24 protein-coding genes are annotated in these 25218 nt (G+C 66.1%); 17 read left to right on the top strand and 7 right to left on the bottom strand.

Annotated features, from left to right (window positions below):
• Positions 1–5: 5 nt before the first annotated feature.
• The 12 genes from QE444_RS21000 to lpxC all read left to right on the top strand — a co-directional run bounded on the left by QE444_RS21000 (position 6) and on the right by lpxC (position 15097).
• Complete coding sequence (locus QE444_RS21000) at positions 6–1691, top strand: peptidoglycan D,D-transpeptidase FtsI family protein (RefSeq protein WP_405046486.1); 1686 nt, start codon at positions 6–8, stop codon at positions 1689–1691.
• Positions 1688–3157, top strand: coding sequence for a UDP-N-acetylmuramoyl-L-alanyl-D-glutamate--2,6-diaminopimelate ligase (locus QE444_RS20995; RefSeq protein ID WP_187980179.1), 1470 nt, complete (start codon positions 1688–1690; stop codon positions 3155–3157). The genes QE444_RS21000 and QE444_RS20995 overlap by 4 nt, the downstream gene beginning before the upstream one ends.
• Positions 3150–4517 (top strand): UDP-N-acetylmuramoyl-tripeptide--D-alanyl-D-alanine ligase, encoded by a 1368-nt coding sequence (gene murF / locus QE444_RS20990; protein WP_285386399.1) that lies wholly within the window; start codon positions 3150–3152, stop codon positions 4515–4517. The genes QE444_RS20995 and murF overlap by 8 nt, the downstream gene beginning before the upstream one ends.
• On the top strand, positions 4517–5599 hold the full coding sequence (mraY, locus tag QE444_RS20985) for a phospho-N-acetylmuramoyl-pentapeptide-transferase (RefSeq protein ID WP_007162057.1): 1083 nt from the start codon (positions 4517–4519) through the stop codon (positions 5597–5599). The genes murF and mraY overlap by 1 nt, the downstream gene beginning before the upstream one ends.
• Positions 5600–5604: 5 nt before the next feature.
• Positions 5605–6948 carry a UDP-N-acetylmuramoyl-L-alanine--D-glutamate ligase gene (gene murD, locus QE444_RS20980; protein ID WP_187980177.1) on the top strand — a complete coding sequence of 448 codons (1344 nt, stop codon included), beginning with the start codon at positions 5605–5607 and terminating at the stop codon, positions 6946–6948.
• Positions 6948–8147 (top strand): putative lipid II flippase FtsW, encoded by a 1200-nt coding sequence (ftsW, locus tag QE444_RS20975; RefSeq protein WP_133862632.1) that lies wholly within the window; start codon positions 6948–6950, stop codon positions 8145–8147. The genes murD and ftsW overlap by 1 nt, the downstream gene beginning before the upstream one ends.
• Entirely contained in the window at positions 8137–9207 is a 1071-nt protein-coding gene (murG, locus tag QE444_RS20970) for an undecaprenyldiphospho-muramoylpentapeptide beta-N-acetylglucosaminyltransferase (RefSeq protein WP_187980176.1), read from the top strand. Before ftsW ends, murG begins: the two co-directional genes overlap by 11 nt.
• Positions 9208–9241: 34 nt before the next feature.
• Positions 9242–10657 (top strand): UDP-N-acetylmuramate--L-alanine ligase, encoded by a 1416-nt coding sequence (gene murC, locus QE444_RS20965; protein WP_252977276.1) that lies wholly within the window; start codon positions 9242–9244, stop codon positions 10655–10657.
• 65 nt (positions 10658–10722) lie between these two features.
• Positions 10723–11577 (top strand): cell division protein FtsQ/DivIB, encoded by an 855-nt coding sequence (locus tag QE444_RS20960; protein ID WP_133862549.1) that lies wholly within the window; start codon positions 10723–10725, stop codon positions 11575–11577.
• Between the two features lie 16 nt (positions 11578–11593).
• Positions 11594–12838 carry a cell division protein FtsA gene (gene ftsA, locus QE444_RS20955; RefSeq protein ID WP_017640704.1) on the top strand — a complete coding sequence of 415 codons (1245 nt, stop codon included), beginning with the start codon at positions 11594–11596 and terminating at the stop codon, positions 12836–12838.
• A gap of 53 nt (positions 12839–12891) precedes the next feature.
• Positions 12892–14073, top strand: coding sequence for a cell division protein FtsZ (ftsZ, locus tag QE444_RS20950; RefSeq protein WP_133862548.1), 1182 nt, complete (start codon positions 12892–12894; stop codon positions 14071–14073).
• A 109-nt stretch (positions 14074–14182) separates the two neighbouring features.
• Complete coding sequence (lpxC, locus tag QE444_RS20945) at positions 14183–15097, top strand: UDP-3-O-acyl-N-acetylglucosamine deacetylase (protein ID WP_017640702.1); 915 nt, start codon at positions 14183–14185, stop codon at positions 15095–15097.
• A 57-nt stretch (positions 15098–15154) separates the two neighbouring features.
• Here the strand turns inward: lpxC and QE444_RS20940 are convergent, their stop codons facing one another.
• From QE444_RS20940 to QE444_RS20925, 4 genes are all read right to left on the bottom strand, one after another.
• Positions 15155–15493 carry a HopJ type III effector protein gene (locus QE444_RS20940; RefSeq protein ID WP_273861839.1) on the bottom strand — a complete coding sequence of 113 codons (339 nt, stop codon included), beginning with the start codon at positions 15491–15493 and terminating at the stop codon, positions 15155–15157.
• On the bottom strand, positions 15490–15783 hold the full coding sequence (locus QE444_RS20935; protein ID WP_273861840.1) for a DUF1244 domain-containing protein: 294 nt from the start codon (positions 15781–15783) through the stop codon (positions 15490–15492). Before QE444_RS20935 ends, QE444_RS20940 begins: the two co-directional genes overlap by 4 nt.
• A 15-nt stretch (positions 15784–15798) precedes the next feature.
• Positions 15799–16497, bottom strand: a complete 699-nt coding sequence (gene folM, locus QE444_RS20930) for a dihydromonapterin reductase (RefSeq protein ID WP_273861841.1) — start codon at positions 16495–16497, stop codon at positions 15799–15801.
• 96 nt (positions 16498–16593) lie between these two features.
• A complete protein-coding gene (locus QE444_RS20925; RefSeq protein WP_187980171.1) occupies positions 16594–17154 on the bottom strand; it encodes an antibiotic biosynthesis monooxygenase in 561 nt (186 codons plus the stop codon).
• Positions 17155–17375: 221 nt separating this feature from the next.
• Here QE444_RS20925 and QE444_RS20920 point away from each other — a divergent pair, with 221 nt between their 5' ends.
• From QE444_RS20920 to QE444_RS20910, 3 genes are all read left to right on the top strand, one after another.
• Positions 17376–17825 carry a flavodoxin gene (locus QE444_RS20920; protein ID WP_187980170.1) on the top strand — a complete coding sequence of 150 codons (450 nt, stop codon included), beginning with the start codon at positions 17376–17378 and terminating at the stop codon, positions 17823–17825.
• A gap of 112 nt (positions 17826–17937) precedes the next feature.
• The gene (locus QE444_RS20915; RefSeq protein WP_309741500.1) at positions 17938–18321 is read left to right on the top strand and encodes a CidA/LrgA family protein; all 384 of its coding nucleotides are present in this window, start codon (positions 17938–17940) and stop codon (positions 18319–18321) included.
• Positions 18314–19003, top strand: a complete 690-nt coding sequence (locus tag QE444_RS20910) for an LrgB family protein (protein ID WP_133862541.1) — start codon at positions 18314–18316, stop codon at positions 19001–19003. Before QE444_RS20915 ends, QE444_RS20910 begins: the two co-directional genes overlap by 8 nt.
• Here the strand turns inward: QE444_RS20910 and QE444_RS20905 are convergent.
• Positions 19000–19806, bottom strand: coding sequence for a SirB1 family protein (locus tag QE444_RS20905; protein WP_187980169.1), 807 nt, complete (start codon positions 19804–19806; stop codon positions 19000–19002). The two genes, QE444_RS20910 and QE444_RS20905, sit on opposite strands and share 4 nt — an antisense overlap.
• Positions 19807–20013: 207 nt before the next feature.
• Here QE444_RS20905 and QE444_RS20900 point away from each other — a divergent pair, with 207 nt between their 5' ends.
• Entirely contained in the window at positions 20014–20487 is a 474-nt protein-coding gene (locus QE444_RS20900; RefSeq protein ID WP_187980168.1) for a phosphate-starvation-inducible protein PsiE, read from the top strand.
• A gap of 79 nt (positions 20488–20566) precedes the next feature.
• Here QE444_RS20900 and QE444_RS20895 read toward each other — a convergent pair whose 3' ends face one another.
• On the bottom strand, positions 20567–23182 hold the full coding sequence (locus tag QE444_RS20895; protein WP_309741496.1) for a DEAD/DEAH box helicase: 2616 nt from the start codon (positions 23180–23182) through the stop codon (positions 20567–20569).
• Between the two features lie 124 nt (positions 23183–23306).
• Between QE444_RS20895 and QE444_RS20890 the strand changes: the two genes are divergently transcribed.
• Positions 23307–23477 (top strand): hypothetical protein, encoded by a 171-nt coding sequence (locus QE444_RS20890; protein ID WP_166655937.1) that lies wholly within the window; start codon positions 23307–23309, stop codon positions 23475–23477.
• A 98-nt stretch (positions 23478–23575) separates the two neighbouring features.
• Here the strand turns inward: QE444_RS20890 and pyk are convergent, their stop codons facing one another.
• The gene (pyk, locus tag QE444_RS20885) at positions 23576–25027 is read right to left on the bottom strand and encodes a pyruvate kinase (RefSeq protein ID WP_133862537.1); all 1452 of its coding nucleotides are present in this window, start codon (positions 25025–25027) and stop codon (positions 23576–23578) included.
• Positions 25028–25218 lie beyond the last annotated feature (191 nt).

The raw sequence follows: 25218 nt of genomic DNA, 5'->3' as shown, positions 1-25218 counted from the left end.
TGGTCATGGTCGGCACCATCATCTGGCGCATCGTCGATCTGCACGTGATCGACCGGGCCTTTCTGAAGGGGCAGGGCGATGCGCGCAGCGTGCGCACCATCCCCATTCCCGCACACCGTGGCCTGATCACCGATCGCAACGGCGAGCCCCTGGCCGTGAGCACGCCGGTCACCACCCTGTGGATCAATCCCAAGGAACTGCTGGGCGCCGAGGATCGCTGGGCGACCCTGGCCGATGCCGTCGGCCAGCCACGTGCGGAATTGGCCAAGCGCATCGAGCAGAACGCCAGCAAGGAATTCCTCTACCTGGCCCGTGGCCTGACGCCCGAGCAGGGCGAGGCGGTGATGAGCCAGGTCAAGGCGCACAAGATTCCCGGTGTCTACGACATCGAGGAATTTCGGCGTTTCTATCCGGCGGGTGAGGTGGCGGCCCATGTGGTCGGCTTCACCGATATCGACGATCACGGCCGCGAAGGCATCGAACTGGCCTTCAACGAGTGGCTGTCCGGCGTGCCGGGTCGTCGCCAGGTGGTCAAGGATCGCCGCGGTCGGCTGATCCGCGATGTCCAGGTCGCCAAGAACGCCAAGCCGGGCAATACCCTGGCGCTGTCCATCGACCTGCGGCTGCAGTATCTCGCCGCGCGCGAACTGCGCAATGCCCTGACCCAGTTCGAAGCCGAGGCCGGCAGCCTGACCATCGTCGACGTCAAGACCGGCGAGGTCCTGGCGATGGTCAACATGCCCACCTACAACCCCAACAATCGCCGCAGTCTCGAACCGGCCGCCATGCGCAACCGGGCGATGATCGACGTCATGGAGCCCGGCTCGGTGATGAAGCCGATCTCCATGACCGCGGCGCTCGCCAGCGGTCGCTGGAAGCCCTCCGACAAGGTCAACGTCTATCCCGGTTCGCTGCAGATCGGTCGCTACACCATCAAGGACGTCTCCCACAGCGACGGCGCCCTGGACCTGACCGGCATCCTCATCAAGTCCAGCAACGTCGGCATGAGCAAGATCGCCTTCGACGTCGGTGGCGAGAACATCTACAACGCCATGCGCGCCGTAGGCCTCGGCCAGGATACCGGTCTGGGCTTTCCCGGCGAGCGGGTCGGCAATCTGCCCAACCATCGCACCTGGCGTCCGGCCGAGACCGCGACCCTGTCCTATGGCTATGGCCTGGCGGTAACCGCCGTGCAACTTGCCCATGCCTATTCGGTGCTGGCCAACGACGGCCGCTCGGTGCCGCTGTCCATGGTGCGCCTGGACAAGGCCCCGGCCAGCGATCAGGCGGTGGAAGAACGCGTTGCCAAGACCCTGCAGGGCATGCTGCAGCAGGTCGTGGAAGCTCCGGGCGGGGCCTTCCGCGCTCAGGTACCGGGCTACCACGTCGCTGGCAAGAGCGGTACCGCGCGCAAGACCAGCACCGGCACCCGTGGCTATGCCGAGAATTCCTATCGCTCGCTGTTCGCCGGCTTCGGCCCCACCAGCAATCCGCGCCTGGCCGCGGTGGTGGTGATCGATCGTCCGAGCAAGGGCGGCTACTACGGTGGCGTGGTCTCGGCACCGGTGTTCAGCCGCGTGATGTCCGGCGCCCTGCGCCTGATGAACATCCAGCCGGATAACCTCCAGCCGCTGCCGGTGCAGCAGGCCCAGGCCGGCAAGCCGCTGCTGGTCGGGGAGCGTGATCGATGAGCCGCCTGCTGACCGACCTCCTGCCTGAAGCTGCCACTGCCGTCGACATCGGCGGTCTGGCACTGGACAGTCGCGAGGTCCGCCCGGGCTCGCTGTTCCTGGCCATTCCCGGTCTGCACAGCGACGGCCGTGCCCATATCGCCAGCGCTGCCGAACGCGGCGCCGCGGCCATCGCCTATGAGGCGAAGGACGCTCCCGCACTGCCGGCCCTGGACATTCCCCTGGTTGCCGTCGAGGGCCTGGCCGCGCGGCTGTCCGCCATCGCCGGTCGTTTCCATGGCGAGCCGAGCCGGCGCCTGGCGCTGGTCGGCATCACCGGTACCAATGGCAAGACCAGTGTCAGCCAGTTGATCGCCCAGGCCTGCGACCTGCTCGGTCAGCGTTGCGGCATCGTCGGCACCCTGGGTAGCGGCTTCCATGGCGCCCTCGCCGAAGGCCGTCACACCACCCCGGATGCCCTCAAGCTCCAGGCGACCCTGGCCGAACTGGCCGAGGACGGCGCCACTACCGTCGCCATGGAAGTCTCTTCCCATGGCCTGGCCCAGGGTCGGGTGGCGGCGCTGGCCTTCAAGGTCGCGGTCTTCACCAACCTGTCTCGCGATCACCTCGATTATCACGGGACAATGGCCGCCTATGGCGAAGCCAAGGCCCAACTGTTCGCCTGGCCGGGGCTCGGTACCCGCGTCCTCAATCTGGACGATGCCTTTGGCCGCGAGCTGGCGGCTCGCCCCAGTCCGGCCGCGACCCTGACCTACAGCCTGAGCGATCCGGCCGCCAGCCTCCATTGCCAGGCCATCCAGTTCGACGACCACGGCGTGCGCGCCCGGCTGGTCACCGCCCAGGGTACCGGTGAGCTGCGCAGCCAGCTGATCGGACGCTTCAACCTGAGCAACCTGCTGGCCGCCATCGGTGCCCTGCTGGGGCTCGGTCATGCGCTGGCCGACATCCTCGCCATCCTCCCGCAGCTGCAGGGCCCGGCCGGGCGCATGCAGCGCCTGGGCGGCGCCGGGCGACCGCTGGTGGTGGTGGACTACGCCCACACCCCCGATGCCCTGGACAAGGTGCTCACCGCCCTGCGGCCCCATGTCGGTGCTCTGGGTCGCCTGGTCTGCGTGTTCGGCTGTGGTGGCGATCGCGATCGCGGCAAGCGGCCGGAGATGGCCGCGGTGGCCGAGCGCCTGGCCGATCAGGTGGTGGTGACCGACGACAACCCCCGTACCGAGGATCCGGCCGCCATCGTTGCCGATATCCGCGCCGGCTTCGCGCATCCCGAGCAGGTGAGCTTCGCCGGCCGGCGCGAGGCGGCCATCGCCCAGGCCGTGGCCGCGGCGACCGCCCAGGACATCGTGGTGCTGGCCGGCAAGGGCCATGAGCCCTACCAGGAAATCGCCGGTGTCCGTCATCCCTTTTCCGATCTCGACCAGGCCGAGCGGGCCCTGACCGCCTGGGAGCGACAGCATGCTTAGAACCTTCACCCTCACCGAAGTGGCCGAGGCCCTGACCGGCAACCTGCTGGGCGCCGATGCCCTGTTCGACGGCGTCGGCACCGACAGCCGCAAGGCCGTGGCCGGACAGCTCTTTGTCGCCCTGAGCGGGCCGCGTTTCGATGGTCATGCCTATCTGGCCGACGTGGCCGCCCAGGGCGCTACCGCAGCCCTGGTGGAGCGGGCCGTGCCCGAGGTCCAGCTGCCCCAGCTGGTGGTCGCCGATACCCGCCTGGCGCTGGGTCGCCTCGGCGCCTTCAATCGTGATCTGTTCCAGGGCAAGCTCGCTGCCGTGACCGGCTCCAGTGGCAAGACCACGGTCAAGGAGCTGCTCGCCGCCATCCTGCGTCAGCAGGGCGCCACCCTGGCCACCCAGGGTAATCTGAACAACGACCTCGGCGCGCCCCTGACCCTGCTGCAACTGGCCGCCGAGCACGCCTATGGCGTCATCGAGCTGGGCGCTTCCCACGTCGGTGACATCGCCTATACCGTGAGCCTGACACGCCCGGATGTCGTTATCATTACCAACGCCGGCCAGGCCCATGTGGGCGAATTCGGCGGTGTCGATCGTATCGTCGAGGCCAAGGGCGAGATCATCGAAGGCGTGGGCGAGGCGGGCACCGTGGTGCTCAACCGCGACGACGCCGCCTTCGAGACCTGGCAGCGCCGCGCGGCCGGTCGCAGCGTCGTCGCCTTCGGCCTGGACGCCCGCGCCGATGTCCGCGCCAGCGAGGTGACCCTGGATGCCCAGGGCCGCCCGAGCTTCCTCTTGCACACTGCCCAGGGCCAGGCGCCGGTCACCCTGCAGCTGCTGGGTGCCCACAACGTCGGCAATGCCCTGGCCGCCGCGGCCGCAGCGCTCAGCCTGGGGCTGGAGCTGGCCACCATCGCCCGTGGTCTCGCCGCCGCGGCACCGGTCCAGGGCCGCACCCTGACCCGCACCAGCCAGCGCGGCGCCCAGGTCATCGACGACAGCTACAACGCCAACCCCGCGTCGGTTAAGGCCGGGATCGACCTGCTGGCTGCCCTGCCGGGCCGTCGGGTGGCGGTCCTGGGCGACATCGCCGAGCTGGGCGAGTGGACCGAACAGGGCCATCGCGAGGTGGGCGAGCACGCCCGCGGCAAGGTGGATGCCTTCTACAGCGTCGGTCCCTCGATGGCCCATGCGGCCCGCGCCTATGGCGCCGAGGCCCGGCATTTCGCCGATCGCGAACAACTGATCGAGGCCCTGGCGGACGAGGACCGGGCCGGAACCACCCTGCTGATCAAGGGATCCCGCAGCGCCGCGATGGACAAGGTCGTCGCCGCGCTCTGCGCTATCAACACCGAGGAGAAACACTGATGCTGCTGCTGTTGGCGGAGTTCCTGCAACAGTTCTACAAGGGCTTCGCCGTCTTCCAATACCTCAGCCTGCGCGGCATTCTGGGCGTTCTGACCGCCCTGTTGCTGTCGTTGTGGCTCGGCCCCTGGATGATCCGCACCCTGCAGATCCGCCAGATCGGCCAGGCCGTGCGCAACGATGGCCCCCAGTCGCACCTGTCCAAATCCGGCACCCCCACCATGGGCGGCGCCCTGATCCTGACCACCATCGGCATCAGCACCCTGCTGTGGGCCGATCTGCACAACCGTTACGTCTGGACCGTGCTGGCGGTGACCTTCCTGTTCGGCGCCATCGGCTGGGTCGACGACTATCGCAAGGTGATCGAGAAGAATTCCCGCGGTCTGCCCAGTCGCTGGAAGTACTTCTGGCAATCGGTATTCGGCCTGGGGGCGGCGATCTTCCTCTATGTCACGGCCAAGGCGCCGATCGAAACCACGCTGATCCTGCCCCTGCTGAAGAACATCGAGATCCCGCTGGGGATTTTCTTCGTTGTGCTGACCTACTTCGTCATCGTCGGCTCCAGCAACGCGGTCAACCTCACCGATGGCCTCGACGGCCTGGCGATCATGCCCACCGTGATGGTCGGCGGCGCCCTGGGCATCTTCTGCTACCTGTCGGGCAACGTGAAATTCGCCGACTACCTGCTGATTCCCTATGTGGAAGGCTCCGGCGAACTGATCGTCTTCTGCGGCGCCCTGATCGGGGCGGGCCTGGGCTTTCTCTGGTTCAACACCTATCCGGCCATGGTCTTCATGGGTGACGTCGGCGCTCTGGCGCTGGGCGCCGCCCTGGGCACCATCGCCGTGATCGTCCGCCAGGAAGTGGTGCTGTTCATCATGGGTGGCGTCTTCGTCATGGAGACCCTCTCGGTGGTCATCCAGGTCGCCTCCTTCAAGCTGACCGGCAAGCGCGTCTTCCGCATGGCGCCGATCCACCACCATTTCGAATTGAAGGGCTGGCCCGAACCGCGGGTCATCGTGCGCTTCTGGATCATCACCGTGATCCTGGTGCTGTTCGGTCTCGCCACCCTGAAACTGAGGTAATCGCAGTGCTCATCGCTTCCGACCAGTTCCGTATCGTCGTCGGCCTCGGCAAGAGTGGCATGTCGCTGGTGCGCTTTCTCGCGCGCCGGGGCGTGCCCTTCGCCGTGGCCGACACGCGGGAACAGCCGCCGGAACTGGAGGCCCTGAGAACCCAGTATCCCCAGGTCGAGGTGCGCTGCGGCGAGCTGGATGTCGACTTCCTCGCCCGCGCGGCCGAGCTCTATGTGAGTCCCGGCCTGGCCCTGGAAACGCCGGCGCTGCAGGAAGCCGCCGCCCGCGGCGTGCGGCTGTCCGGCGATATCGAGCTGTTCGCGCGCCAGGCCCGGGCACCCATCGTCGCCATCACCGGTTCCAACGCCAAGAGCACCGTCACCACCCTGGTGGGTGACATGGCGCTGCGCGCCGGCAAGCGGGTGGCCGTGGGGGGCAACCTCGGTACCCCGGCGCTGGACCTGCTGGCCGATGACGTCGAACTCTATGTGCTGGAGCTGTCGAGCTTCCAGCTGGAGACCTGTGAGCGACTCGACGCCGAGGTGGCCACGGTGCTCAACCTCAGCGAAGACCACATGGATCGCTACACCGGCATGCCGGCCTATCACCAGGCCAAGCACCGCATCTTCCGTGGCGCCCGCCAGGTGGTGGTCAATCGCGACGATGCCCTGTCGCGGCCGCTGATCGGCGATGACGTGCCGCGCCTGACCTTCGGCCTGGGACGGCCCGATTTCCGTGCCTTCGGCATTCGCGAGGAGGAGGGCCGTCGCTATCTGGCGCTGGCCTTCGACAACCTGCTGGATGTCGAGGAACTCAAGATCCGCGGTACCCACAACCACAGCAATGCCCTGGCCGCACTGGCCCTGGGCCAGGCCGCCGGTCTGCCGCTGGCACCCATGCTGGAGGCCCTGCGCGCCTTCCCGGGTCTGGAGCATCGCTGCCAGTGGGTCGGCGAGGTCGCGGGCGTCAGCTACTACAATGATTCCAAGGCGACCAACGTCGGCGCTGCCCTGGCTGCGGTCGAAGGCCTGGGTGATGACATCGCCGGCCAGTTGGTGCTGATCGCTGGTGGCGACGGCAAGGGCGCCGATTTCAGTGCCCTGCGCGAACCCATCGCGCGTCACTGTCGCGCCGTGGTGCTGCTGGGGCGCGATGCGGCACGGATCGCCGAGATCCTGCCGGCCACCGTGCAACAGGTGCATGTCACCACCCTAGAAGAAGCCGTGGCCGAGAGTCGCGGGCTGGCCCAGCCAGGCGACGCCGTGCTGCTGTCGCCGGCCTGCGCCAGTCTCGACATGTTCCGCAATTTCGAAGAACGCGGGCGGCTGTTCGCCCAGGCCGTGGGAGCTCTGGCATGATCCTCAGCCTACTGCGCCCCTATCCCTCGCCGCTGGCCAGCCGCCACGGCATCGACCTGGACTTCCCGCTGCTGGCGGGTTGCCTGCTGCTGCTCGGCCTCGGCCTGGTGATGGTGACTTCGGCTTCCTCCGAGGTGGCCGCCGCCCAGTCGGGCAATCCGCTGTACTTCATGTACCGCCACCTGGTCTACCTGGCGATCGGCTTCGTCTCCTGCGGCGTGGTGATGCTGATTCCCATGGCCACCTGGCAGCGCTTCGGCTTTCCGTTGCTGATCATCGCCTTCCTCCTGCTGGTGGCGGTGCTGGTGCCCGGCATCGGCCGCGAGGTGAACGGTTCCCTGCGCTGGATCGGCTTCGGCATCTTCAACGTGCAGCCCTCGGAGATTGCCAAGGTCTTCGTGGTGCTCTATCTGGCCGGTTACCTGGTTCGTCGTCAGCATGAGGTGCGCCACACCTGGGCCGGCTTCTTCAAGCCCTTCATCGTGCTCCTGCCGATGGCCATGCTGCTGCTGCGCGAACCCGACTTCGGTGCCACCGTAGTGATGATGGGCGCCGCCGGTGCCATGCTGTTCCTTGGCGGCGTCGGCCTGTTCCGCTTCCTGATGATGGTCGCCCTGGCCGTGCTGGCGGTGTTCGTGCTGGTGCAGACCCAGTCCTACCGGATGCAGCGGCTGATCACCTTCACCGATCCCTGGGCCGACCAGTTCGGCTCCGGCTATCAACTGACCCAGGCGCTGATCGCCTTCGGTCGCGGCGGCTGGACCGGTCTCGGCCTGGGCAACAGCATCCAGAAGCAGTTCTATCTGCCCGAGGCCCATACCGACTTCCTCTTCGCCGTGCTGGCCGAAGAACTCGGCCTGATCGGGGCCATGGCCACCGTCGGCCTGTTCCTCTTCGTCTGCGTGCGCGGGCTGTTCATCGGTCACTGGGCCGAGCAGTCCAAGCAGTTCTTTTCGGCCTATGTGGCCTACGGCCTGTCGATGCTCTGGATCGGCCAGTTCCTGATCAACATCGGCGTGAACGTCGGCCTGCTGCCGACCAAGGGCCTGACCCTTCCGTTCCTCAGCTACGGCGGCAGCTCCCTGGTGATCTGCTGCGTGAGCATGGGCCTGCTGCTGCGCATCGAGTGGGAGAGACGCACCCTAGTGGATACCGAGGATGTGGAATTCACCGAAGAGGATTTCGCCGATGTCCGCTAACGTCCTCATCATGGCCGGCGGTACCGGCGGGCACGTCTTTCCGGCCCTGGCCTGCGCTCGTGAATTCGAAGCCCGCGGCTATACCGTGCACTGGCTGGGTACCCCGCGCGGCATCGAGAACGATGTGGTGCCCAAGGCCGGCATCACCCTGCACCACATCCCGGTCACCGGCCTGAGAGGCAAGGGCGTGCGCTCCCTGGTGAAGGCGCCGCTGCAACTCAGCGGGGCGCTCATGCAGGCCATGGGTCTCATGCGCCGGCTCAAGCCGGTCTGCGTGCTGGGCTTGGGCGGCTTCGTTACCGGTCCCGGTGGCCTGGCCGCCAGGCTGTGCAACATTCCGCTGGTGATCCACGAACAGAATGCCCATGCCGGCACCGCCAACCGCCTGCTGGTGCCCATGGCCGCGCGGGTCTGCGAAGGCTTCGCCGACACCTTCCCGGCGTCCGCCAAGCGTCTGTCCACCGGCAATCCGGTGCGCGCCGAACTCTTCGCCCCGGTGACCCGCGCGCCGCTGGAAGAGCGTGCCGCCAATCTGCTGGTACTGGGCGGCAGCCTGGGCGCCGAGCCGCTCAACAAGCTGCTGCCCGACGCCCTGGCCCAGCTGCCCGCGGGCCTGCGACCCAATGTGCGCCACCAGGCCGGCCGCCAGCATGCCGAGGTGACCGCCGAGCGCTATGCCAACGTCGCCGTGGAGGTCGATGTCCAGCCCTTCATCGCCGACATGGCTGCCGCCTATGCCTGGGCCGATCTGGTGATCTGCCGGGCCGGTGCCCTGACCGTCGCCGAGCTGACCGCCACCGGTCTGCCGGCGCTGCTGATCCCCCTGCCGCACGCCATCGACGACCACCAGACCAGCAATGCGCGCTTTCTGGAGCGCGCCGGTGCCGGTGTGGTGCTGCCGCAACATTCCACCCGCCCGGCGGATCTCGCCGCGCAGCTTACCGAGGTCCTGATGCATCCCGAACGTCTTGCCGGCATGGCCGCTCGCAGCCGTGCCCTGGCCAAACCCGATGCCACCCGGGCAGTCGTCGACGCCTGTCTGGAGGTTGCCCGTGGTTAAGTCGCAGAGTGCCATCCAGGCCGAAGTTCGGCGCATGCGCAGCATCCGGCGCATCCATTTCGTCGGTATCGGCGGCGTCGGCATGTGCGGCATCGCCGAGGTGCTGCTGAACCTGGGCTACGAAGTCTCGGGTTCGGACCTCAAGGAATCCGCGGTGACCGCGCGCCTGCAGCAATTCGGCGCGCGCATCTACATCGGCCACCGCGCCGAGAACCTGGATCAGGTCGACGTGCTGGTGGTGTCCAGTGCCATCAACAGATCCAATCCGGAAGTCTCCGCCGCCCTCGAGCAGCGCATTCCCGTGGTGCCCCGCGCCGAGATGCTCTCCGAGCTGATGCGCTATCGTCATGGCATCGCCGTGGCCGGTACCCATGGCAAGACCACCACCACCAGTCTGATCGCTTCGGTGTTCGCAGCCGAAGGCCTGGACCCGACCTTCGTCATCGGTGGCCGCCTCAATGCCGCCGGTACCAATGCCCAGCTCGGCACCAGCCGCTACCTGATCGCCGAGGCCGACGAGAGCGACGCCAGCTTTCTGCACCTGCAGCCCATGGTTGCCGTGGTCACCAATATCGACGCCGACCACATGAGCACCTACGAAGGTGACTTCAATCGGCTCAAGCGCACCTTCGTCGATTTCCTGCACAACCTGCCGTTCTATGGCCTGGCCGTGCTCTGCGTCGACGATCCGGTGGTGCGCGAGATCATTCCCCAGGTCGCCCGGCCCACCGTCACCTACGGTACCGCCGAGGATGCCGACGTCCGTGCCGTGGATATCCGCCAGGAAGGCATGCGCACCTATTTCACCGTGCTACGCGAGGGCCGCGCACCGCTGGCGGTCTCGGTCAACATGCCGGGCGTGCACAACGTGCTCAACGCCCTGGCGACCATCGCCATCGCCACCGACGAAGGCGTCAGCGACGAGGCCATCCTCAATGGCCTGTCCGGCTTTCAGGGGGTGGGGCGGCGCTTCCAGGTCTATGGCGAGCTGCCGGTCGCCGGTGGCAGCGTCATGCTGGTGGACGACTACGGTCACCATCCCCGTGAAGTCGCCGCGGTGATCAAGGCCGTGCGCGGCGGCTGGCCCGAGCGCCGGCTGGTGATGGTCTATCAGCCGCACCGCTTCAGTCGCACCCGCGATCTCTACGAAGACTTCGTCCAGGTGCTGGCCGATGCCAACGTGCTGTTGCTGATGGAAGTCTATCCGGCTGGCGAAGAACCCATTCCCGGCGCCGACAGCCGCCAGCTCTGCCACAGCATCCGCCAGCGCGGTCAGCTCGATCCCATCTACGTCGAGCGCGGCAGCAACATCGCGCCGCTGGTCAAGCCACTGCTGCGCCCGGGCGACATCCTGCTCTGCCAGGGCGCGGGCGACATCGGCGCACTGGCGCCGCAACTGCTCAGCCATCCGCTGTTCGCCACTGCCGCGACCACCGGGAGTTCGGCATGAGCCGCCATCCGTACAACCCCTTGCCGGCAACCGCTGTTGCCGGCGCGCACGTGGAGGGCTGAACCTTGGTCGCCACCCTACGTCACAACCAGCCCGGCTTCGGTCGGTCGCGCAACGTCGAACAACGGGGCGCCAGTCGCCTGGTCGCCGAAGAGCCGCTGTCGACACGCCTGCCACGCCCCAGCCTGGGCCTGCTCAAGCGCATCCTCTGGCCGTTCCTGCTGCTGGGCCTGGGCTTCGGCACCTACGAGGGCGCCCAGAAATTGCTGCCCTATGCCGACCGGCCGATCGCCAAGGTCAGCGTCAAGGGCGATCTCTCCTACATCAGCCAGGCCGCGGTGCAGCAGCGGATCGCGCCCTTTGTAGGCACCACCTTCTTCCAGGTCGACCTGGCCGACATGCGCCACGAACTGGAAACCATGCCGTGGATCGCCCACGCCGAGGTGCGCCGGGTCTGGCCGGACGAGATCAGCATCCGCCTGGAAGAGCAGATGCCCATCGCCCGTTGGGGCGACGAGGCGCTGCTGAACAACCAGGGTGAGGCTTTTGCCCCGCAGGATCTGGCCAACTATGACAATCTACCGCGGCTGTACGGTCCCAAACGGGCCCAGCAGCAGGTGATGCAGCAGTACCAGATGTTCAGCCAGATGCTCCGGCCGCTCGGTTACACCGTGTCGCGCCTGGAAATGCACGAGCGCGGCAGCTGGTACCTCACCACCGGTCAGGGCCTGGAACTGGTGTTCGGCCGCGACCAGCTGGTGGAAAAGATGCGGCGCTTCATGCGCCTGTACGATCAGGTGCTCAAGGCACAGATGGACAATATCGCGCGGATCGATCTGCGTTATCCGAACGGTCTGGCCGTGGCCTGGCGTGATCCCGCTGTCGCCGCCACCCCCGTGACCGAACCGGCCAAGCATTGAGGAGAAGTTTTTTACTATGGCAAGCGTGCAAAGCGGCAAGATGATCGTCGGCCTCGACATCGGCACTTCCAAGGTCGTGGCTCTGGTCGGCGAGGTGTCTTCCGATGGTCAGATCGAGATCGTCGGGATCGGCACCCATCCGTCGCGCGGGCTCAAGAAGGGCGTGGTGGTCAATATCGAATCCACCGTCGCCTCCATCCAGCGGGCCATCGAAGAAGCTCAGCTGATGGCCGGTTGCCGGATCCACTCGGCCTTCGTCGGCATTGCCGGCAATCACATTCGCAGCCTGAATTCCCACGGCATCGTGGCGATCCGCGATCGTGAAGTGAGCCCGGCGGATATCGAGCGGGTGCTCGATGCCGCCCAGGCGGTGGCCATTCCCGCCGACCAGCGCGTGCTGCACACCCTGGCCCAGGACTATGTGATCGATAACCAGGAAGGGGTGCGCGAGCCCCTCGGCATGTCCGGCGTGCGACTGGAAGCCAAGGTCCATGTCGTCACCTGTGCCGTCAACGCTGCGCAGAACATCGAGAAATGTGTTCGTCGTTGCGGTCTGGAAGTCGACGACATCATTCTCGAGCAGTTGGCGTCGGCCTATTCGGTGCTGACCGACGATGAAAAGGAACTGGGCGTCTGCCTGGTGGATGTTGGCGGCGGCACTACCGACATAGCCATCTTTACCGAAGGCGCCATCCGCCATACGGCGGTAATACCCATTGCTGGCGACCAAGTCACAAATGACATTGCCATGGCCTTGAGAACCCCAACGCAATATGCCGAAGAAATCAAGATTCGGTATGCTTGTGCCTTGGCGAAACTGGCTGGACCGGGCGAAACCATCAAGGTGCCCAGCGTGGGTGACCGTCCGCCGCGAGAATTGTCGCGTCAGGCCCTCGCGGAAGTGGTCGAGCCCCGTTACGATGAGCTATTCACACTGGTGCAAGCGGAACTGCGCCGCAGTGGTTACGAGGATCTGATCCCCGCAGGGATCGTACTCACCGGTGGTACCGCGAAGATGGAAGGCGCGGTCGAACTGGCGGAAGAGATTTTCCATATGCCGGTACGCCTGGGGGTGCCCCAGACGGTCAAGGGGCTGACTGACGTGATCAGCAACCCGATCTATTCCACAGGCGTCGGCCTGTTGCTCTATGGTCTGCAAAAGCAGACCGATCCCTTGCCGGTTGTTTCTGGCGGATATAGCAGCGAAACCAAATCCACAGTCCTGGAACGCATGAAGCGTTGGGTCCAGGGCAACTTGTAATTCACAATTAAACCGCGGCAGTAGGCGAAGATCCGAAAGGAAGAGAGGGGACCATGTTCGAACTCGTAGACAACATTCCACAAAGCGCCGTGATCAAAGTCATCGGCGTGGGCGGTGGCGGTGGCAATGCCGTCAACCACATGGTCAAAAGCGGTGTTGAAGGCGTCGAATTCATCTGTGCAAATACCGACGCCCAAGCCCTGAAGAACGTCACATCCCGTACCGTGCTGCAACTCGGCCCGGGCGTCACCAAGGGTCTTGGTGCGGGCACCAACCCGGAAATCGGCCGCCAGGCGGCCATGGAAGATCGTGAGCGCATCGCCGAAGTCCTCGAAGGCGCCGACATGGTCTTCATCACCACCGGCATGGGCGGTGGCACCGGTACCGGTGCCGCGCCGATCATCGCTGAAGTGGCCAAGGAGATGGGTATCCTGACCGTTGCCGTGGTCACCCGTCCGTTCCCCTTCGAAGGCCGCAAGCGCATGCAGGTCGCCGACGAAGGCATTCGCTCCCTGTCCGAATGCGTCGACTCGCTGATCACCATCCCCAACGAGAAGCTGCTGACCATCCTGGGCAAGGACGCCAGCCTGCTGGCCGCCTTCGCCAAGGCTGACGACGTCCTCGCCGGCGCCGTTCGCGGTATCTCCGACATCATGCAGCGTCCCGGCCTGATGAACGTCGACTTTGCCGACGTCAAGACCGTGATGGGCGAGATGGGCATGGCCATGATGGGTACCGGCCACGCCAGCGGTCCGAACCGTGCGCGCGAAGCCACCGAAGCCGCCATCCGCAACCCGCTCCTGGAAGACGTCAACCTGCACGGCGCCCGCGGCATCCTGGTCAACATCACCGCTGGCCTGGATCTGTCCCTGGGTGAATACGCCGCCGTCGGCGAGATCATCGAGGACTTCGCGTCAGAGCACGCCACCGTCAAGGTTGGGGCGGTGATCGATCCGGAAATGCGCGACGAGCTGCACGTCACCGTGGTCGCCACCGGCCTGGGTGCGCGCATCGAGAAGCCGGTCAAGGTGGTGGACAACACCGCTCAGACCCTGGCCGCGGCCCGTCAGGAAAGCGCTCCGGTCAACTACGACGACCTCAAGTACCCGACCTCGATGCGCTCCGGTCGTGGCAGCCAGAATCATGGCGGCTCGGCAGCGGCGACCAAAGTCAATCCCAACGACGACCTGGATTACCTGGACATTCCGGCCTTCCTGCGTCGTCAGGCTGATTGATCGGGTATATCACAAGCCAGGGTGTGATTAGTGGGCATCGATTTTCGCATCTGCTATCATCGCGACTTCGTTGAACACCATTCGCACCCTGCGACCGAGCGGCCCTGGCATGATTAGACAACGCACCCTCAAGAACACCATTCGCGCCACTGGCGTCGGCCTGCATTCCGGGGAAAAGGTTTACCTGACCCTGAAGCCGGCTCCGGTCGATACGGGGATCGTGTTCCGTCGCACCGATCTCGATCCGGTCGTGGAAATCCCGGCCTGGGCCGAGAACGTGGGTGAAACCACCATGTCGACCAACCTGTTCAGTGACAGTGGCGTCAAGGTCGGTACCGTTGAGCACCTGCTGTCGGCCATGGCCGGTCTGGGGATCGACAACGCCTACGTCGAGCTGTCCGCGGTCGAAGTACCGATCATGGACGGCAGCGCTGGTCCCTTCGTGTTCCTGATCCAGTCCGCCGGTCTGCAGGAACAGGAAGCGGCCAAGCAGTTCATCCGCATCAAGCGTGAAGTGAGCGTCGTCGATGGTGACAAGCGCGCCACCTTCGTGCCCTTCGACGGCTTCAAGGTGACCTTCGAAATAGATTTCGATCACCCGGTGGTCAACAACCGTACCCAGAAAGCCTCGGTGGACTTCTCGAGCACCTCCTTCCTCAAGGAAGTCAGCCGTGCCCGTACCTTCGGCTTCATGCGTGACCTGGAATTCCTGCGTTCGCACAACCTGGCCCTGGGTGGCAGCGTCGACAACGCCATCGTGGTCGACGAGAAGGGTGTGATCAACGAAGACGGCCTTCGTTACGAAGACGAATTCGTCAAGCACAAGATCCTCGACGCCATCGGCGACCTCTACCTGCTCGGCAAGAGCCTCATTGGCGAATTCCGCGGCTACAAGTCCGGCCATGCCATGAACAATCGCCTGCTGCGTGCGCTGCTGGCCGATCGTGATGCCTGGGAAGTGGTGACCTTCGAAGACTCCGGTCTGGCACCGATTTCCTACATGAGACCCGCGGCTGCGGTCTAAGCCCGGTCCAAGAAAAAGCCCTGCATCCGCAGGGCTTTTTTTGTTCGCTGAAAAGGTCTAGCGACGCGTCAGGGGCTCGCCCTGGAAGCTCACGCCGGCCAGGCCGTGGGCGATAAGGGCGCGGATATTGGCGTGATCGCTACCCTCGGGCGTCTGCAACACGCTGCGATAGTGCTCGCCAAAGGCCAGCAGCGCCTCTTCATCGCTAAGGCCCTCGAGTCTGGCCAGACCCAGGGTCTTGCAGGAGCCTTCGTTCTGGCCTGCGGCATTGTCCACCTCGCCGTTGCGAAAGGCCGTGGGCTGGTAGTGGTAGTGCTCGGCGACGAAGGCCAGGGTGTCGGCGAAGGCATGGTTGCCCTGGCCCAGGCTGACGCGGAAGCTGGCGAGATCGCTCATTTGCTCTGCTGCTCCTGGAAGGCCGCGGCCTGGGCTGGCGAGGCCTCGGTCTGGTACCGAGCTTTCCAGTCCGCATAGGGCATGCCGTAGACGACCTCACGGGCATCGTCCAGGCCCAGTTCCAGGCCCTTGTCGTCGGCCGCTGCCTTGTACCACTTGGACAGGCAGTTGCGGCAGAAGCCGGACAGATTCATCAGGTCGATGTTCTGCACATCGGTGCGCTTGCGCAGGTGGTCGACCAGGGTGCGGAAGGCAGCGGCTTCCAGTTCCAGGCGGTCTTGTTCGGTCATGACTGATTCCTCTTGCTAGCGGCGGCCGTGGCGCAGGTGGCGCCCGCCGTTGACGGTAAAGGTACTGCCGGTGGCGTACTGGGTCGACAGCAGATAGAGCACGGTATCCACGATGGGATCGGCGCCGGGTTCGAAATCCAGTAGCGCCTTGTCCAGGGTCGCCTGGCGATAGGCCTCGTCGGCGCCTTCCTTGAAGATCAGCAGGCCCGGCGCGATGGTGTTGACCCGCACCCTGGGTGCCAGGGCTTCGGCAAAGGACAGGGTCAGATTGTGCAGGGCGGCCTTGGTGGCGGCGTAGCCGATGTGATTGCGGCTGCCGCGTGTGGCGCTGTCGTCGCCGATATGGATGATGTCGGCCCGCGGCGCGGCCAGCAGCAGGTCCTGCAGGCCCAGATTGAGGTGGTAGGGCGCTTCCAGATGCAGACGGTAGAGCAGCCGCAGATTTTCCAGGCCGTCTTCGGCCCAGACCGAAGCGTTGTGCACGATGCCGCGCAATGCCGGATGGCGTTCATGCAGTTGCTGCAGCAGGGTGTCGCGCTGTGCCTCTTCCGCCAGATCGACCTGATAGGCCTCGATCTCAAGGTCACGCAAGGGGCCCGGATCGTCGCGATAGACGGCGATGACGGGTTGGCCCTCCGCCAGCAGCCGGCGGGTCAAGGCGAGACCGACGCGGCGATTGGCGCCGGTGACCAGAAGGGGAAGGGTTGCGGACATGAGGGTACCCGATCCTGATGAGCGAAGCGGCCAGGAGGCTGGCCGTGGCCATTGTACGCATTCGACGCGTCAGGATGCAGGCCGATCCGTGCTGGCCTAGCGGGCGCTACCGCGCCAGTCGCCGGTCCGCGATGAGGCACTGTGCAGCCAGCCCTTCAGCGCGCGGGTGATCAGCGGAATGAAGACACAGACCATCACCGGGGTGAGGATCAGGGTGCTCAGCAGGATGCGCGGCAGTAACGGCAGATGCGCCAGGTAATCGCCGAAAGCGGCATTGAACAGCAGCGAGATGGGAAAGAACGCCAGCCAGACGGCGATGCTCTGTTTCCAGCGCGGCGGCGGCTGGATGCCCGCGCCGAACCAGTCGTCCATGCCCTGGGCACGCCGTGCCAGGGGCGCTTCAAACAGGCCCTGGCCACGCTCCAGCCAGAGACGCCGCGTCTCCGAGTGTTCCCAGGCGTCGAGGGTCTGGGGACAGGCGAAGCGAAAGATGATCTGTACCAGATTGTCGCCTGGAGGCGGGGTCAGGACCCCCGAACCGAGATAGCCGGGATACCCGGTGGCCAGGGCTTCGCCTTCGCGCAGCCAGATCAGAAAGGCATCGTATTGGCCGGCCGCGACGCGCCGCGCGACCATGAGGGTAACAGGCTGATTCATGCTCCAACTCCGGGCGATCGGGCCGGATAGGCCGGATGCCGTCATGCCGCCGGGTAGGCGGACAGGTGGCGAAAACGCCTGGGGTAGCAGGCGACGCTAGCATAACAAGCCTTGAGACCCCTGGCTGCAGCCGGGGTTGCCAGCGGAGCCATCTTGCTGAAGGAGCGCCAAGCGCGGGCCGCGCCAGGCATACTGGACGGGATTCCACGCAAGAGGTCCGTATGAAAGTCGCACTGTTGAATGGCTCGGTCTATGGCACCGCGGAAGATATCGCCCGACAGGTGAAGTCGCGGTTGACCGCGGCAGGCCATGAGGTCTGGCACCAGCCCAATGCCGATCTCGGCAGCCTGGAGGCCTTCGCACCCGAAGCCTTGCTGGCCATTACCTCCACCACCGGCATGGGCGAATTGCCCGCCAACCTGGAATCCCTGTATTTCCAGCTGCGCGATCGGTTGCCGTCCTGGTCCGGACGACCCGGCGCGGTGCTGGCCCTGGGTGATTCCAGCTATGGTGACACCTATTGTGGTGGCGGCGAGCTGATGCAGGAGTTGTTCGCCGAGCTGGGGCTGCGCGAACTGCTGCCCATGCTGCGCATCGATGCCAGTGAAACGGTGACGCCGGACGAAGATGCCGAGCGCTGGGTCGCCGAGGTCATCGCCGCCCTGGGCTGATCTTGCCCAGGCCGCAAAGCTGCTTTACCCGTGCCGATCCCGCCGCCTGGCCCGGTTTGCTGTCCTCGTCCCCTCAGCCTCGGTATCCTTGAGCGCCTGATGAAGACTTGAAATGGAGCCCTGGGTGAATAGATATCTACGCCTGGCTCTGGAGCTGTGCGGATTGGGCGCGCTGTGGGCCGTGGGTACCTGGCTGGCGACCTCTTTCGCCTTGCCGGTACCGGGTGGTGTGGTAGGTCTGGCCATGCTGCTGGTGCTGCTGGCCGCGCGCATCGTCGAACCCGATTGGTTACAGGGCGGCGTGCGCCTGCTGCTCGGCGAAATGCTGCTGTTCTTCATTCCCGCGCTGCTGAGCCTGCTCGACTACGGCCCGCTGCTACGGCAGGAAGGCGTGCGCATCCTGCTGGCCATCCTGCTCAGCACCGTGCTGACCATGATCGCCACCGCCTGTACCGTGGACTGGATGTTCCGCCGTCGGGGACGTCGCGATGCCTGATCTGCCCGGGCTCTTCTGGCTGTTGCTGACGGTGGCCGGGTACGTGGTGAGCCGCGTGCTCTATGCGCGCCTGCGCTGGTATGTGGTCAGTCCGATCATCTTCGTCACGGTGCTGCTCTATGCCGCCACGCTCTGGCAGCAGGTGAGCTATGCCGAATACGCCCACTACAGTCACTGGCTGATCACCCTGCTGGGACCGGCGACGGTGGCCTTCGCCGTGCCGATCTGGCAGCAACGCCGCCTGCTGGCGCGCTACTGGCAGGCGCTGCTGGCCGGCCTCTGCGTGGGCAGTGGCGTGGCCATCGGCAGTTCCTGGCTGCTGGCCCGCCTGCTGCTGCTCGATGACCGGGTGCTGCTGTCCATGCTGCCGCGCTCCATCAGTACCCCCTTCGCCATGCCGATGTCCGCCACCGTGGGGGGTGTCCCCGAGTTGACCGCGGCCTTCGTGATGATCACCGGCCTGGGTGGCGCCATCCTCGGCAGCCTGCTGATCAAGCTGCTGCCGCTCAAGTCGGCCCTGGCCCGCGGCGCCCTGTTCGGCATGGGTGCCCATGGCGTGGGGACCAGCAAGGCCTACGAGGTCGGTCTGGAGGAGGGCACCGTGGCCGGCCTGGTCATGGTGCTGGCCGGGCTGAGCAATCTGCTTGGCGCCCAGCTGGTGCTCTGGTTGCTGCGCGGCTAGTGCAGGGTGGCGGAAGGCGCGCCCAGTTGCTCCAGCCGCCGTCGCACCTGCTCGCGTTCGGCGTCGTCTTCGCTGATCAGCAGGGCGTGCTGCAGGTCATAGCGCTCGGCCTGGGGGCAATCGAGTTGGCGGTACAGGTCGGCGCGCGCCAGGTGATCGATGACCCCGACCGCGCCCAGCTCGATGACCCGCTGGGCATCCTTGAGCGCGGCCAGTGGCTGGTCGCCCTGGCGATGCAGTTCACGCAGATTGCGCGAGAGGCGCTGCATCATCTGGCGCGGACCGAGGGGCGCCAGGTAGCTCGCCTGCAGTTGCGCGGCGGGACCGAACTGATCCACCAGCAACTGACGGCAGTCGTTCATGTACAGGCGGCGTCCGCCAAAGGGTTCGAGCAGGTGATCCGCGCCGGGGACGCGCAGCAGGAAGTGCCCGGGAAAGCCGATGCCCTGCAGGTCGATCTCCAGGCGCCGCGCCAGTTCCAGGGCCACCAGCGCGATCGACAACGGTTGGCCGCGCCGCCGCGCCAGGACTTCGTCGAGCAGGGCTGCGGTGGGATTCAGGGGCCACTCGGCGGCGCGAAAGCCGGCATCGCACAATTGCCGTAACAAGGCCTGGGCACGCTCGGATTGACTGGCATCGCCATCCAGGGTGGCGACCAGGCGCAGCGCCAGATCGTCCAGCGAGTGCAGCAGAGCCGGCGGATCGACCTGGTCATGGTGCTCGGCCGCGATCCACAGGGCAGCTTCCAGCAGCCGGGGATCGGGCCGGTCCAGGCAGGCGAGGCAGGATAGACGCGCTTCCACAGTAGACTCCAGAGCCCTTGCGGGCTTTTCCTCAGGTTTTAGCCTGCCAGCGGCGGGCCGTCCAGTCTGCGACAGTTGCGCACTGGTCGGCGGTCCGGCTTCTCGCTATAAGAGCGGCTGGTGCCAGAGCAACCTTGAGAACGGGAATTTCAACATGGACGAGTCTGCAGGTGGGTGTATTCGGACACGGCAGTGGGGTGGCAGGCCATGAAATGGGCAGACAGCGGTCGCAAGCGCATGCACGACGGGGCGAACTCCCTCGGCAACCTTTTGGTGGAAGGCTTCCACTACTTCGGCCTGTTCGCCATTGGCGCGGCCACGGCCTGGGCCTCGGTGATGGCCTTCATGGAGATGTTCAACAAGGGCCAGGCGAGCATCGATGACATCCTGCTGCTCTTCATCTATCTGGAGCTGGGTGCCATGGTCGGCATCTACTTCAAGACCAACCACCTGCCCATCCGCTTTCTGCTCTACATCGCCATCACTGCCCTGACCCGCTACCTGATCGGTGATGTCTCTCATCATCGGCCGCCGGATGTCGGGCTGCTGTATCTCTGCGGCGGCATCTTTCTGCTGTCGCTGTCGGTGCTGGCGGTCCGCGTCGCCTCGAACAGATTCCCTTCCAGCAAGGCGCTGGATGCGACGGGCGATGCGGTGGGTGAAGGCGTGGGCGACAAGTAGCGCCGCGTGGGCCTTCCCGGTCTGCTCCTGACGCCGCCGGTTGCCCCGCGGCGTCAGGCTAGGCCACCTGCCTGGTTCACTAGCGGTCCAGTGGTGCCAGCAGCTGGGCCAGGTCGCTTTCGGTCAGGCGCCAGTCGCCACTGTTCTCGCTGAGGATACCGGCGCTCAGACGGGCCTTTTCCTGCTGCAGCTGCTGGATACGTTCTTCCAGCGTACCGCGGGCGATCAGCTTGTAGACGAACACCGGACGATCCTGACCGATGCGGTAGGCGCGGTCGCTGGCCTGCTGCTCGGCAGCCGGATTCCACCAGGGATCGAAGTGGATCACCGTGTCCGCCGCCGTCAGGTTGAGACCGCTGCCGCCGGCCTTGAGACTGAGCAGGAACACCGGCACCTCGCCACTCTGGAAGCGCTGCACCGGGGTGCGCCGATCACGGGTTTCGCCGGTCAGGGTGACGTACTCGATGCCGCGCTGGTCGAGGTCGGCGGCGATGAGATCGAGCATGCTGGTGAATTGGGAGAACACCAGGACCCGACTGCCGCCGGGGAGCAGGGCGTCGAGGCGCTCGTTCAGCGCCGCCAGTTTCGCTGAGGGCTTGGCCACGCTGGCGTCTTCGTGGGGTACCAGGCGCAGATCGCAGCAGACCTGGCGCAGCCGCAGCAGGGCATCGAGGATCAGCAGCTGGCTGCGACCGATGCCCTGACGGGCGATCTCGGCGCGGACGCGTTCGTCCAGCAGCAGCCGCAGGTCTTCGTAGCGCTCGCGCTGCGCCGTGCTGAGCTCGACCAGCTGGACGATCTCGGTCTTGGGTGGCAACTCGCTGGCGACCCGCTGCTTGGTGCGGCGCAGCATGAAGGGCCGCACCCGTGCCTTGAGGGCCGCCAGGCGCTGCACATCGCCTTCGCGCTCCACCGGAATGCGATAGGCCTGCTTGAAGCCTTTCTCGTCGCCCAGCCAGCCGGGCATCAAAAAGTGGAATTGCGACCAGAGTTCGCCCAGGTGGTTTTCCAGTGGCGTGCCGGTCAGGCAGAGACGATGGCGGGCTCGCAGGTGGCGTGCGGCCTGGGCGGCCTTGGTGGCGGCATTCTTGATCGACTGGGCCTCGTCCAGCACCTGCAGGTGGAAATCGTAGTCGGCCAGGCGCTCGGCATCGCGGGGCAACAGGGCATAGGTGGTGAGCACCACATCGTGCTCCGGAATCCGCTCGAAGCGACTGCTGCGGGCGCTGCCCTGCAGGGTCAGCACGCGCAGGCCGGGGGCGAAGCGGGCGATCTCGTCCTGCCAGTTGGGGATCAGGCTGGTCGGCATGACGATCAGCGCCGGTGCGGTCAGACGCCCGGCGGCCTGTTCGACGAGGATGTGCGCCAGGGTCTGCAGCGTCTTGCCCAGGCCCATGTCGTCGGCCAGGATGCCACCCACTTCCAGTTCGCGCAGCGCCTGCAGCCAGGCCACGCCGTCGCGCTGATAGGGGCGCAGCTCGGCGTGCAGGGTGTCCGGCAGGACGACGGGCTCGGCCGCGTAGCTGCGCAGCCGCTCGGCGAAGCTGCGCAGGCGTTCACCGCCTTCCCATTCCAGCGGCAGGCGCTCGTCCAGCTCGGCCAGGCGCGCGGCGTCCAGGCGCGGCAGGCGCAGGGCACGGTCCTGGGTGAGGCGGTCGGTCGCATAGAGCTCGCCGAGGATCTGCAGGATCGGCTTGAGCCGACCCAGGGGCACGGCGACCCGTTGTACCCGGCCCTGCGGGCCGGCGAGGCGCGGAGGATCGATGCGCAACAACACGGGTTCGTCGTCGGCGCGCTTGGCCAGCATCGCCGGCTCGTACTGGGAGGGTTCGCGGCGCAGGGCGTCGATCAGCAGCGGAATCAGGCTGACGCGGCGCTGGCCCAGGCGGATACCCAGCTCGACATCGAACTGGCCGTTCGCGGCGGTCGGATCCTGCACCTCTTCGAGGTGACCGTACCAGCCTTCCACCGGTGTCAGGTCGAAGGTGAATTCGGGATGGGCCTCGATCTGCCAGCCGGCTTCGCGCAGACCGGGGATGACCTGCTGCACGAATCTGAGCCAGGCGGGGTCGTCCGGCAATTCGAACATCTCGCCACTGTCGTCGGGCAGCGCGGCGCTGCGCCGGGTGGCCAGGCGCAGGCCGTGATCGAGCAGCGTCTGCCGCCAGCGTTGTTCGGCCGGCAACTGGCGTGCGGGATAGGCGGCGTCCGGGGTACGCGGCGGGGTGCCGAACAGTCGCCGCGGGCCATAGGCAAAGGCCAGGGCGGCGCGATGGCGCACCGTGGGTCGCATCTTGCCGATGTGCCGGTCGTAATCGATCTGGGTATGGCTACCGAGGGTCAGGACCGGTTGCGGCAGCTCCGGATTGGCAACCGGCGTGGCCGGCAAGTCGGCCTCGCTGCGTTGCAGCCGTTCGAGCTCGATGAGGGCGGCGGCGGCATGCTTGCAGTTGCGGCCGACCGGGCAGGTGCAGCGGGCGTCGACCCGCCAGGCGGTCTCGCCCGCGCGCAGGCTGATCGCCTGCCGATAGGCCGGTCCGGCCGGGCTGCTGCACTCGGCATAGAGCTGGCCCCTGGCCGCCGAGCGCAGCTGCACCAGGCCGTCGAGTGCCAGGCGCCGACCGCGCTCGTAGTTGCGCTCCGTGAAGGCGCCTTTCCAGTCCTGCCACTTGAGCCGTTCGAAACGTAACGCCATCGTTCACCCAGGCTGTTCGCACCAAACCGGCTATTCTGCCACAGTCCGGCAGACGCTCGTCGGACTCCCTTGATCTATGTGAGAATGAGAATATAGTGCATTAAGAGACCGGGGGAGCGAAACGATGCGTGAATCACCGTTGGCCAACGTTGCGCTGCTCGATGCCACGCGCCTGGCGGCCCGCCGTGAGGGGCGCTTGCGCTCGCTGCAGCGTGGCATCCTCATCGTCTGTAGCCTGGGCGTGCTGGGTGCGGCGGCCTTGCACCTGGCCTACCTCGCCTTCAAGGGTCTCTAGCGCTGCCCTGTAGGTGCCACCCGCGCCCAAGAAAAAGCCCCGAGCAGTCGCCTGTTCGGGGCTTTTCGTCAGCACCGGTCAAGGACCGGCGGCAGGGATCAGACCAGCAGGTCGCCCACGCGGTACATCTTCATGGTGTTGGTGCCGTCACGCTTGGTGTAGCTGTCGCCCTTGGTGAGGATGACCCAGTCACCGTGCTCGACGATGCCGCGCTTGAGCAGCTCGTCCACCGCCGCCTGGCTCACCTTGTTCGCCGGCATGGTGGTCGGGTCGAAGGGAATGGTGTGCACGTTGCGGAACAGCGCGGTGCGGGCCTGGGTGGCGCGGCTGGAGGCGAAGGAGAAGATCGGCACCGAGGAGCGCAGGCGCGACATGATCAGCGGGGTGTAGCCGGTGTCGGTCAGGCTGATGATCGCCTTCACGCCCGGGAAGTGGTTGGCCACGTAGATGGAGGCCAGGGCGATACTCTCGTCCCACCGGGTGAAGGTATGGCCCAGGCGGTGGCTGGACAGCTTGCTGGTGGGCTGCTTCTCGGCACCGACGCAGACGCGCGCCATGGCCTTGACCGCTTCCACCGGGTACTGGCCGGCGGCGCTCTCGGCGGAGAGCATCACCGCGTCGGTGTTGTCCAGCACGGCGTTGGCCACGTCGGAGACTTCCGCACGGGTCGGCATCGGGCTGCTGATCATCGACTCCATCATCTGGGTCGCGGTGATCACCGCCTTGTTGAGGCGCCGGGCGTGGGAAATGATGCGCTTCTGGATGCCCACCAGTTCGGCGTCGCCGATTTCCACGCCCAGATCGCCCCGGGCCACCATCACGGCGTCACTGGCATGGATCAGGCCGTCCAGGGCTTCGTCGTCGGCCACGGCTTCGGCGCGCTCGATCTTGGCTACCAGCCAGGACTTGCCACCGGCGGCTTCCATCAGGCGACGGGCTTCGTGCATGTCTTCGGCATCACGCGGGAAGGACACGGCCAGGTAGTCGACCTCCATGGATGCGGCCAGCTTGATGTCATCCCGGTCCTTGTCGGTCAGCGCGGGGGCGGTGAGACCGCCGCCACGCCGGTTGATGCCTTTGTGATCGGACAGCGGGCCGCCGATCAGGGTGGTGCAATGCAATTCGGTGGCGGTCATGCCTTCCACGCGCAGGACCACGCGGCCATCGTCCAGCAGCAGTTCGTCACCCACGCGGCAGTCGGTGACCAGGCCCGGGTAGTCGATGCCGACCACTTCTTCGGTGCCTTCGGTGCGGGGATGGGCGATGGACAGGCGGAAGGGATCGCCGACCTTGAGTTCGATGCGCTTGTTGACGAACTTGGCGATGCGGATCTTCGGACCCTGGAGGTCGCCGAGCAGGGCGACATGGCGACCGTGCTTGGCGGCGAGATCCCGTACCAGCTGACCACGGGCCCGGTGCTCGTCGGGCGTTCCATGCGAGAAGTTCAGGCGGGCGACGTCGATGCCGGCGATGATGAGCTGCTCGAGGACTTCCGGAGAATTGCTGGCCGGGCCGAGGGTGGCGACGATCTTGGTACGGCGATAAATCATGCAGTCTTTCCTTTAGCGGATTGCAACCATGAGTCGGCGCCTCAGCGCCGAGTCGACGTAGAACACGAAGCGCACCTCATTGTAGCGCTGTCGCGTGGCCAGCACATGACGGCTTTTCGCAGCTCCGTCACACCAATGGTCGTTTGCCCTCAAGAAGCGCGCCCCGGCGCCGATCTAGCGAACAGGAGGAC

This window comes from Pseudomonas sp. SORGH_AS_0199 (assembly GCF_031453735.1).
Taxonomy (GTDB): domain Bacteria; phylum Pseudomonadota; class Gammaproteobacteria; order Pseudomonadales; family Pseudomonadaceae; genus Chryseomonas; species Chryseomonas aestiva.
This window is presented reverse-complemented; position numbering and strand designations above follow the sequence as displayed.

Bases quoted from the DNA above. Each gene is read 5' to 3' on its own strand.
- QE444_RS21000 (WP_405046486.1), top strand. From the start codon at position 6: ATGGTCGGCACCATCATCTGGCGCATCGTCGATCTGCACGTGATCGAC.
- QE444_RS20995 (WP_187980179.1), top strand. From the start codon at position 1,688: ATGAGCCGCCTGCTGACCGACCTCCTGCCTGAAGCTGCCACTGCCGTC.
- murF (WP_285386399.1), top strand. From the start codon at position 3,150: ATGCTTAGAACCTTCACCCTCACCGAAGTGGCCGAGGCCCTGACCGGC.
- mraY (WP_007162057.1), top strand. From the start codon at position 4,517: ATGCTGCTGCTGTTGGCGGAGTTCCTGCAACAGTTCTACAAGGGCTTC.
- murG (WP_187980176.1), top strand. From the start codon at position 8,137: ATGTCCGCTAACGTCCTCATCATGGCCGGCGGTACCGGCGGGCACGTC.
- murC (WP_252977276.1), top strand. From the start codon at position 9,242: ATGCGCAGCATCCGGCGCATCCATTTCGTCGGTATCGGCGGCGTCGGC.
- ftsA (WP_017640704.1), top strand. From the start codon at position 11,594: ATGGCAAGCGTGCAAAGCGGCAAGATGATCGTCGGCCTCGACATCGGC.
- ftsZ (WP_133862548.1), top strand. From the start codon at position 12,892: ATGTTCGAACTCGTAGACAACATTCCACAAAGCGCCGTGATCAAAGTC.
- lpxC (WP_017640702.1), top strand. From the start codon at position 14,183: ATGATTAGACAACGCACCCTCAAGAACACCATTCGCGCCACTGGCGTC.
- QE444_RS20940 (WP_273861839.1), bottom strand. From the start codon at position 15,493: ATGAGCGATCTCGCCAGCTTCCGCGTCAGCCTGGGCCAGGGCAACCAT.
- QE444_RS20935 (WP_273861840.1), bottom strand. From the start codon at position 15,783: ATGACCGAACAAGACCGCCTGGAACTGGAAGCCGCTGCCTTCCGCACC.
- folM (WP_273861841.1), bottom strand. From the start codon at position 16,497: ATGTCCGCAACCCTTCCCCTTCTGGTCACCGGCGCCAATCGCCGCGTC.
- QE444_RS20925 (WP_187980171.1), bottom strand. From the start codon at position 17,154: ATGAATCAGCCTGTTACCCTCATGGTCGCGCGGCGCGTCGCGGCCGGC.
- QE444_RS20920 (WP_187980170.1), top strand. From the start codon at position 17,376: ATGAAAGTCGCACTGTTGAATGGCTCGGTCTATGGCACCGCGGAAGAT.
- QE444_RS20915 (WP_309741500.1), top strand. From the start codon at position 17,938: ATGGAGCCCTGGGTGAATAGATATCTACGCCTGGCTCTGGAGCTGTGC.
- QE444_RS20910 (WP_133862541.1), top strand. From the start codon at position 18,314: ATGCCTGATCTGCCCGGGCTCTTCTGGCTGTTGCTGACGGTGGCCGGG.
- QE444_RS20900 (WP_187980168.1), top strand. From the start codon at position 20,014: ATGAAATGGGCAGACAGCGGTCGCAAGCGCATGCACGACGGGGCGAAC.
- QE444_RS20895 (WP_309741496.1), bottom strand. From the start codon at position 23,182: ATGGCGTTACGTTTCGAACGGCTCAAGTGGCAGGACTGGAAAGGCGCC.
- QE444_RS20890 (WP_166655937.1), top strand. From the start codon at position 23,307: ATGCGTGAATCACCGTTGGCCAACGTTGCGCTGCTCGATGCCACGCGC.
- pyk (WP_133862537.1), bottom strand. From the start codon at position 25,027: ATGATTTATCGCCGTACCAAGATCGTCGCCACCCTCGGCCCGGCCAGC.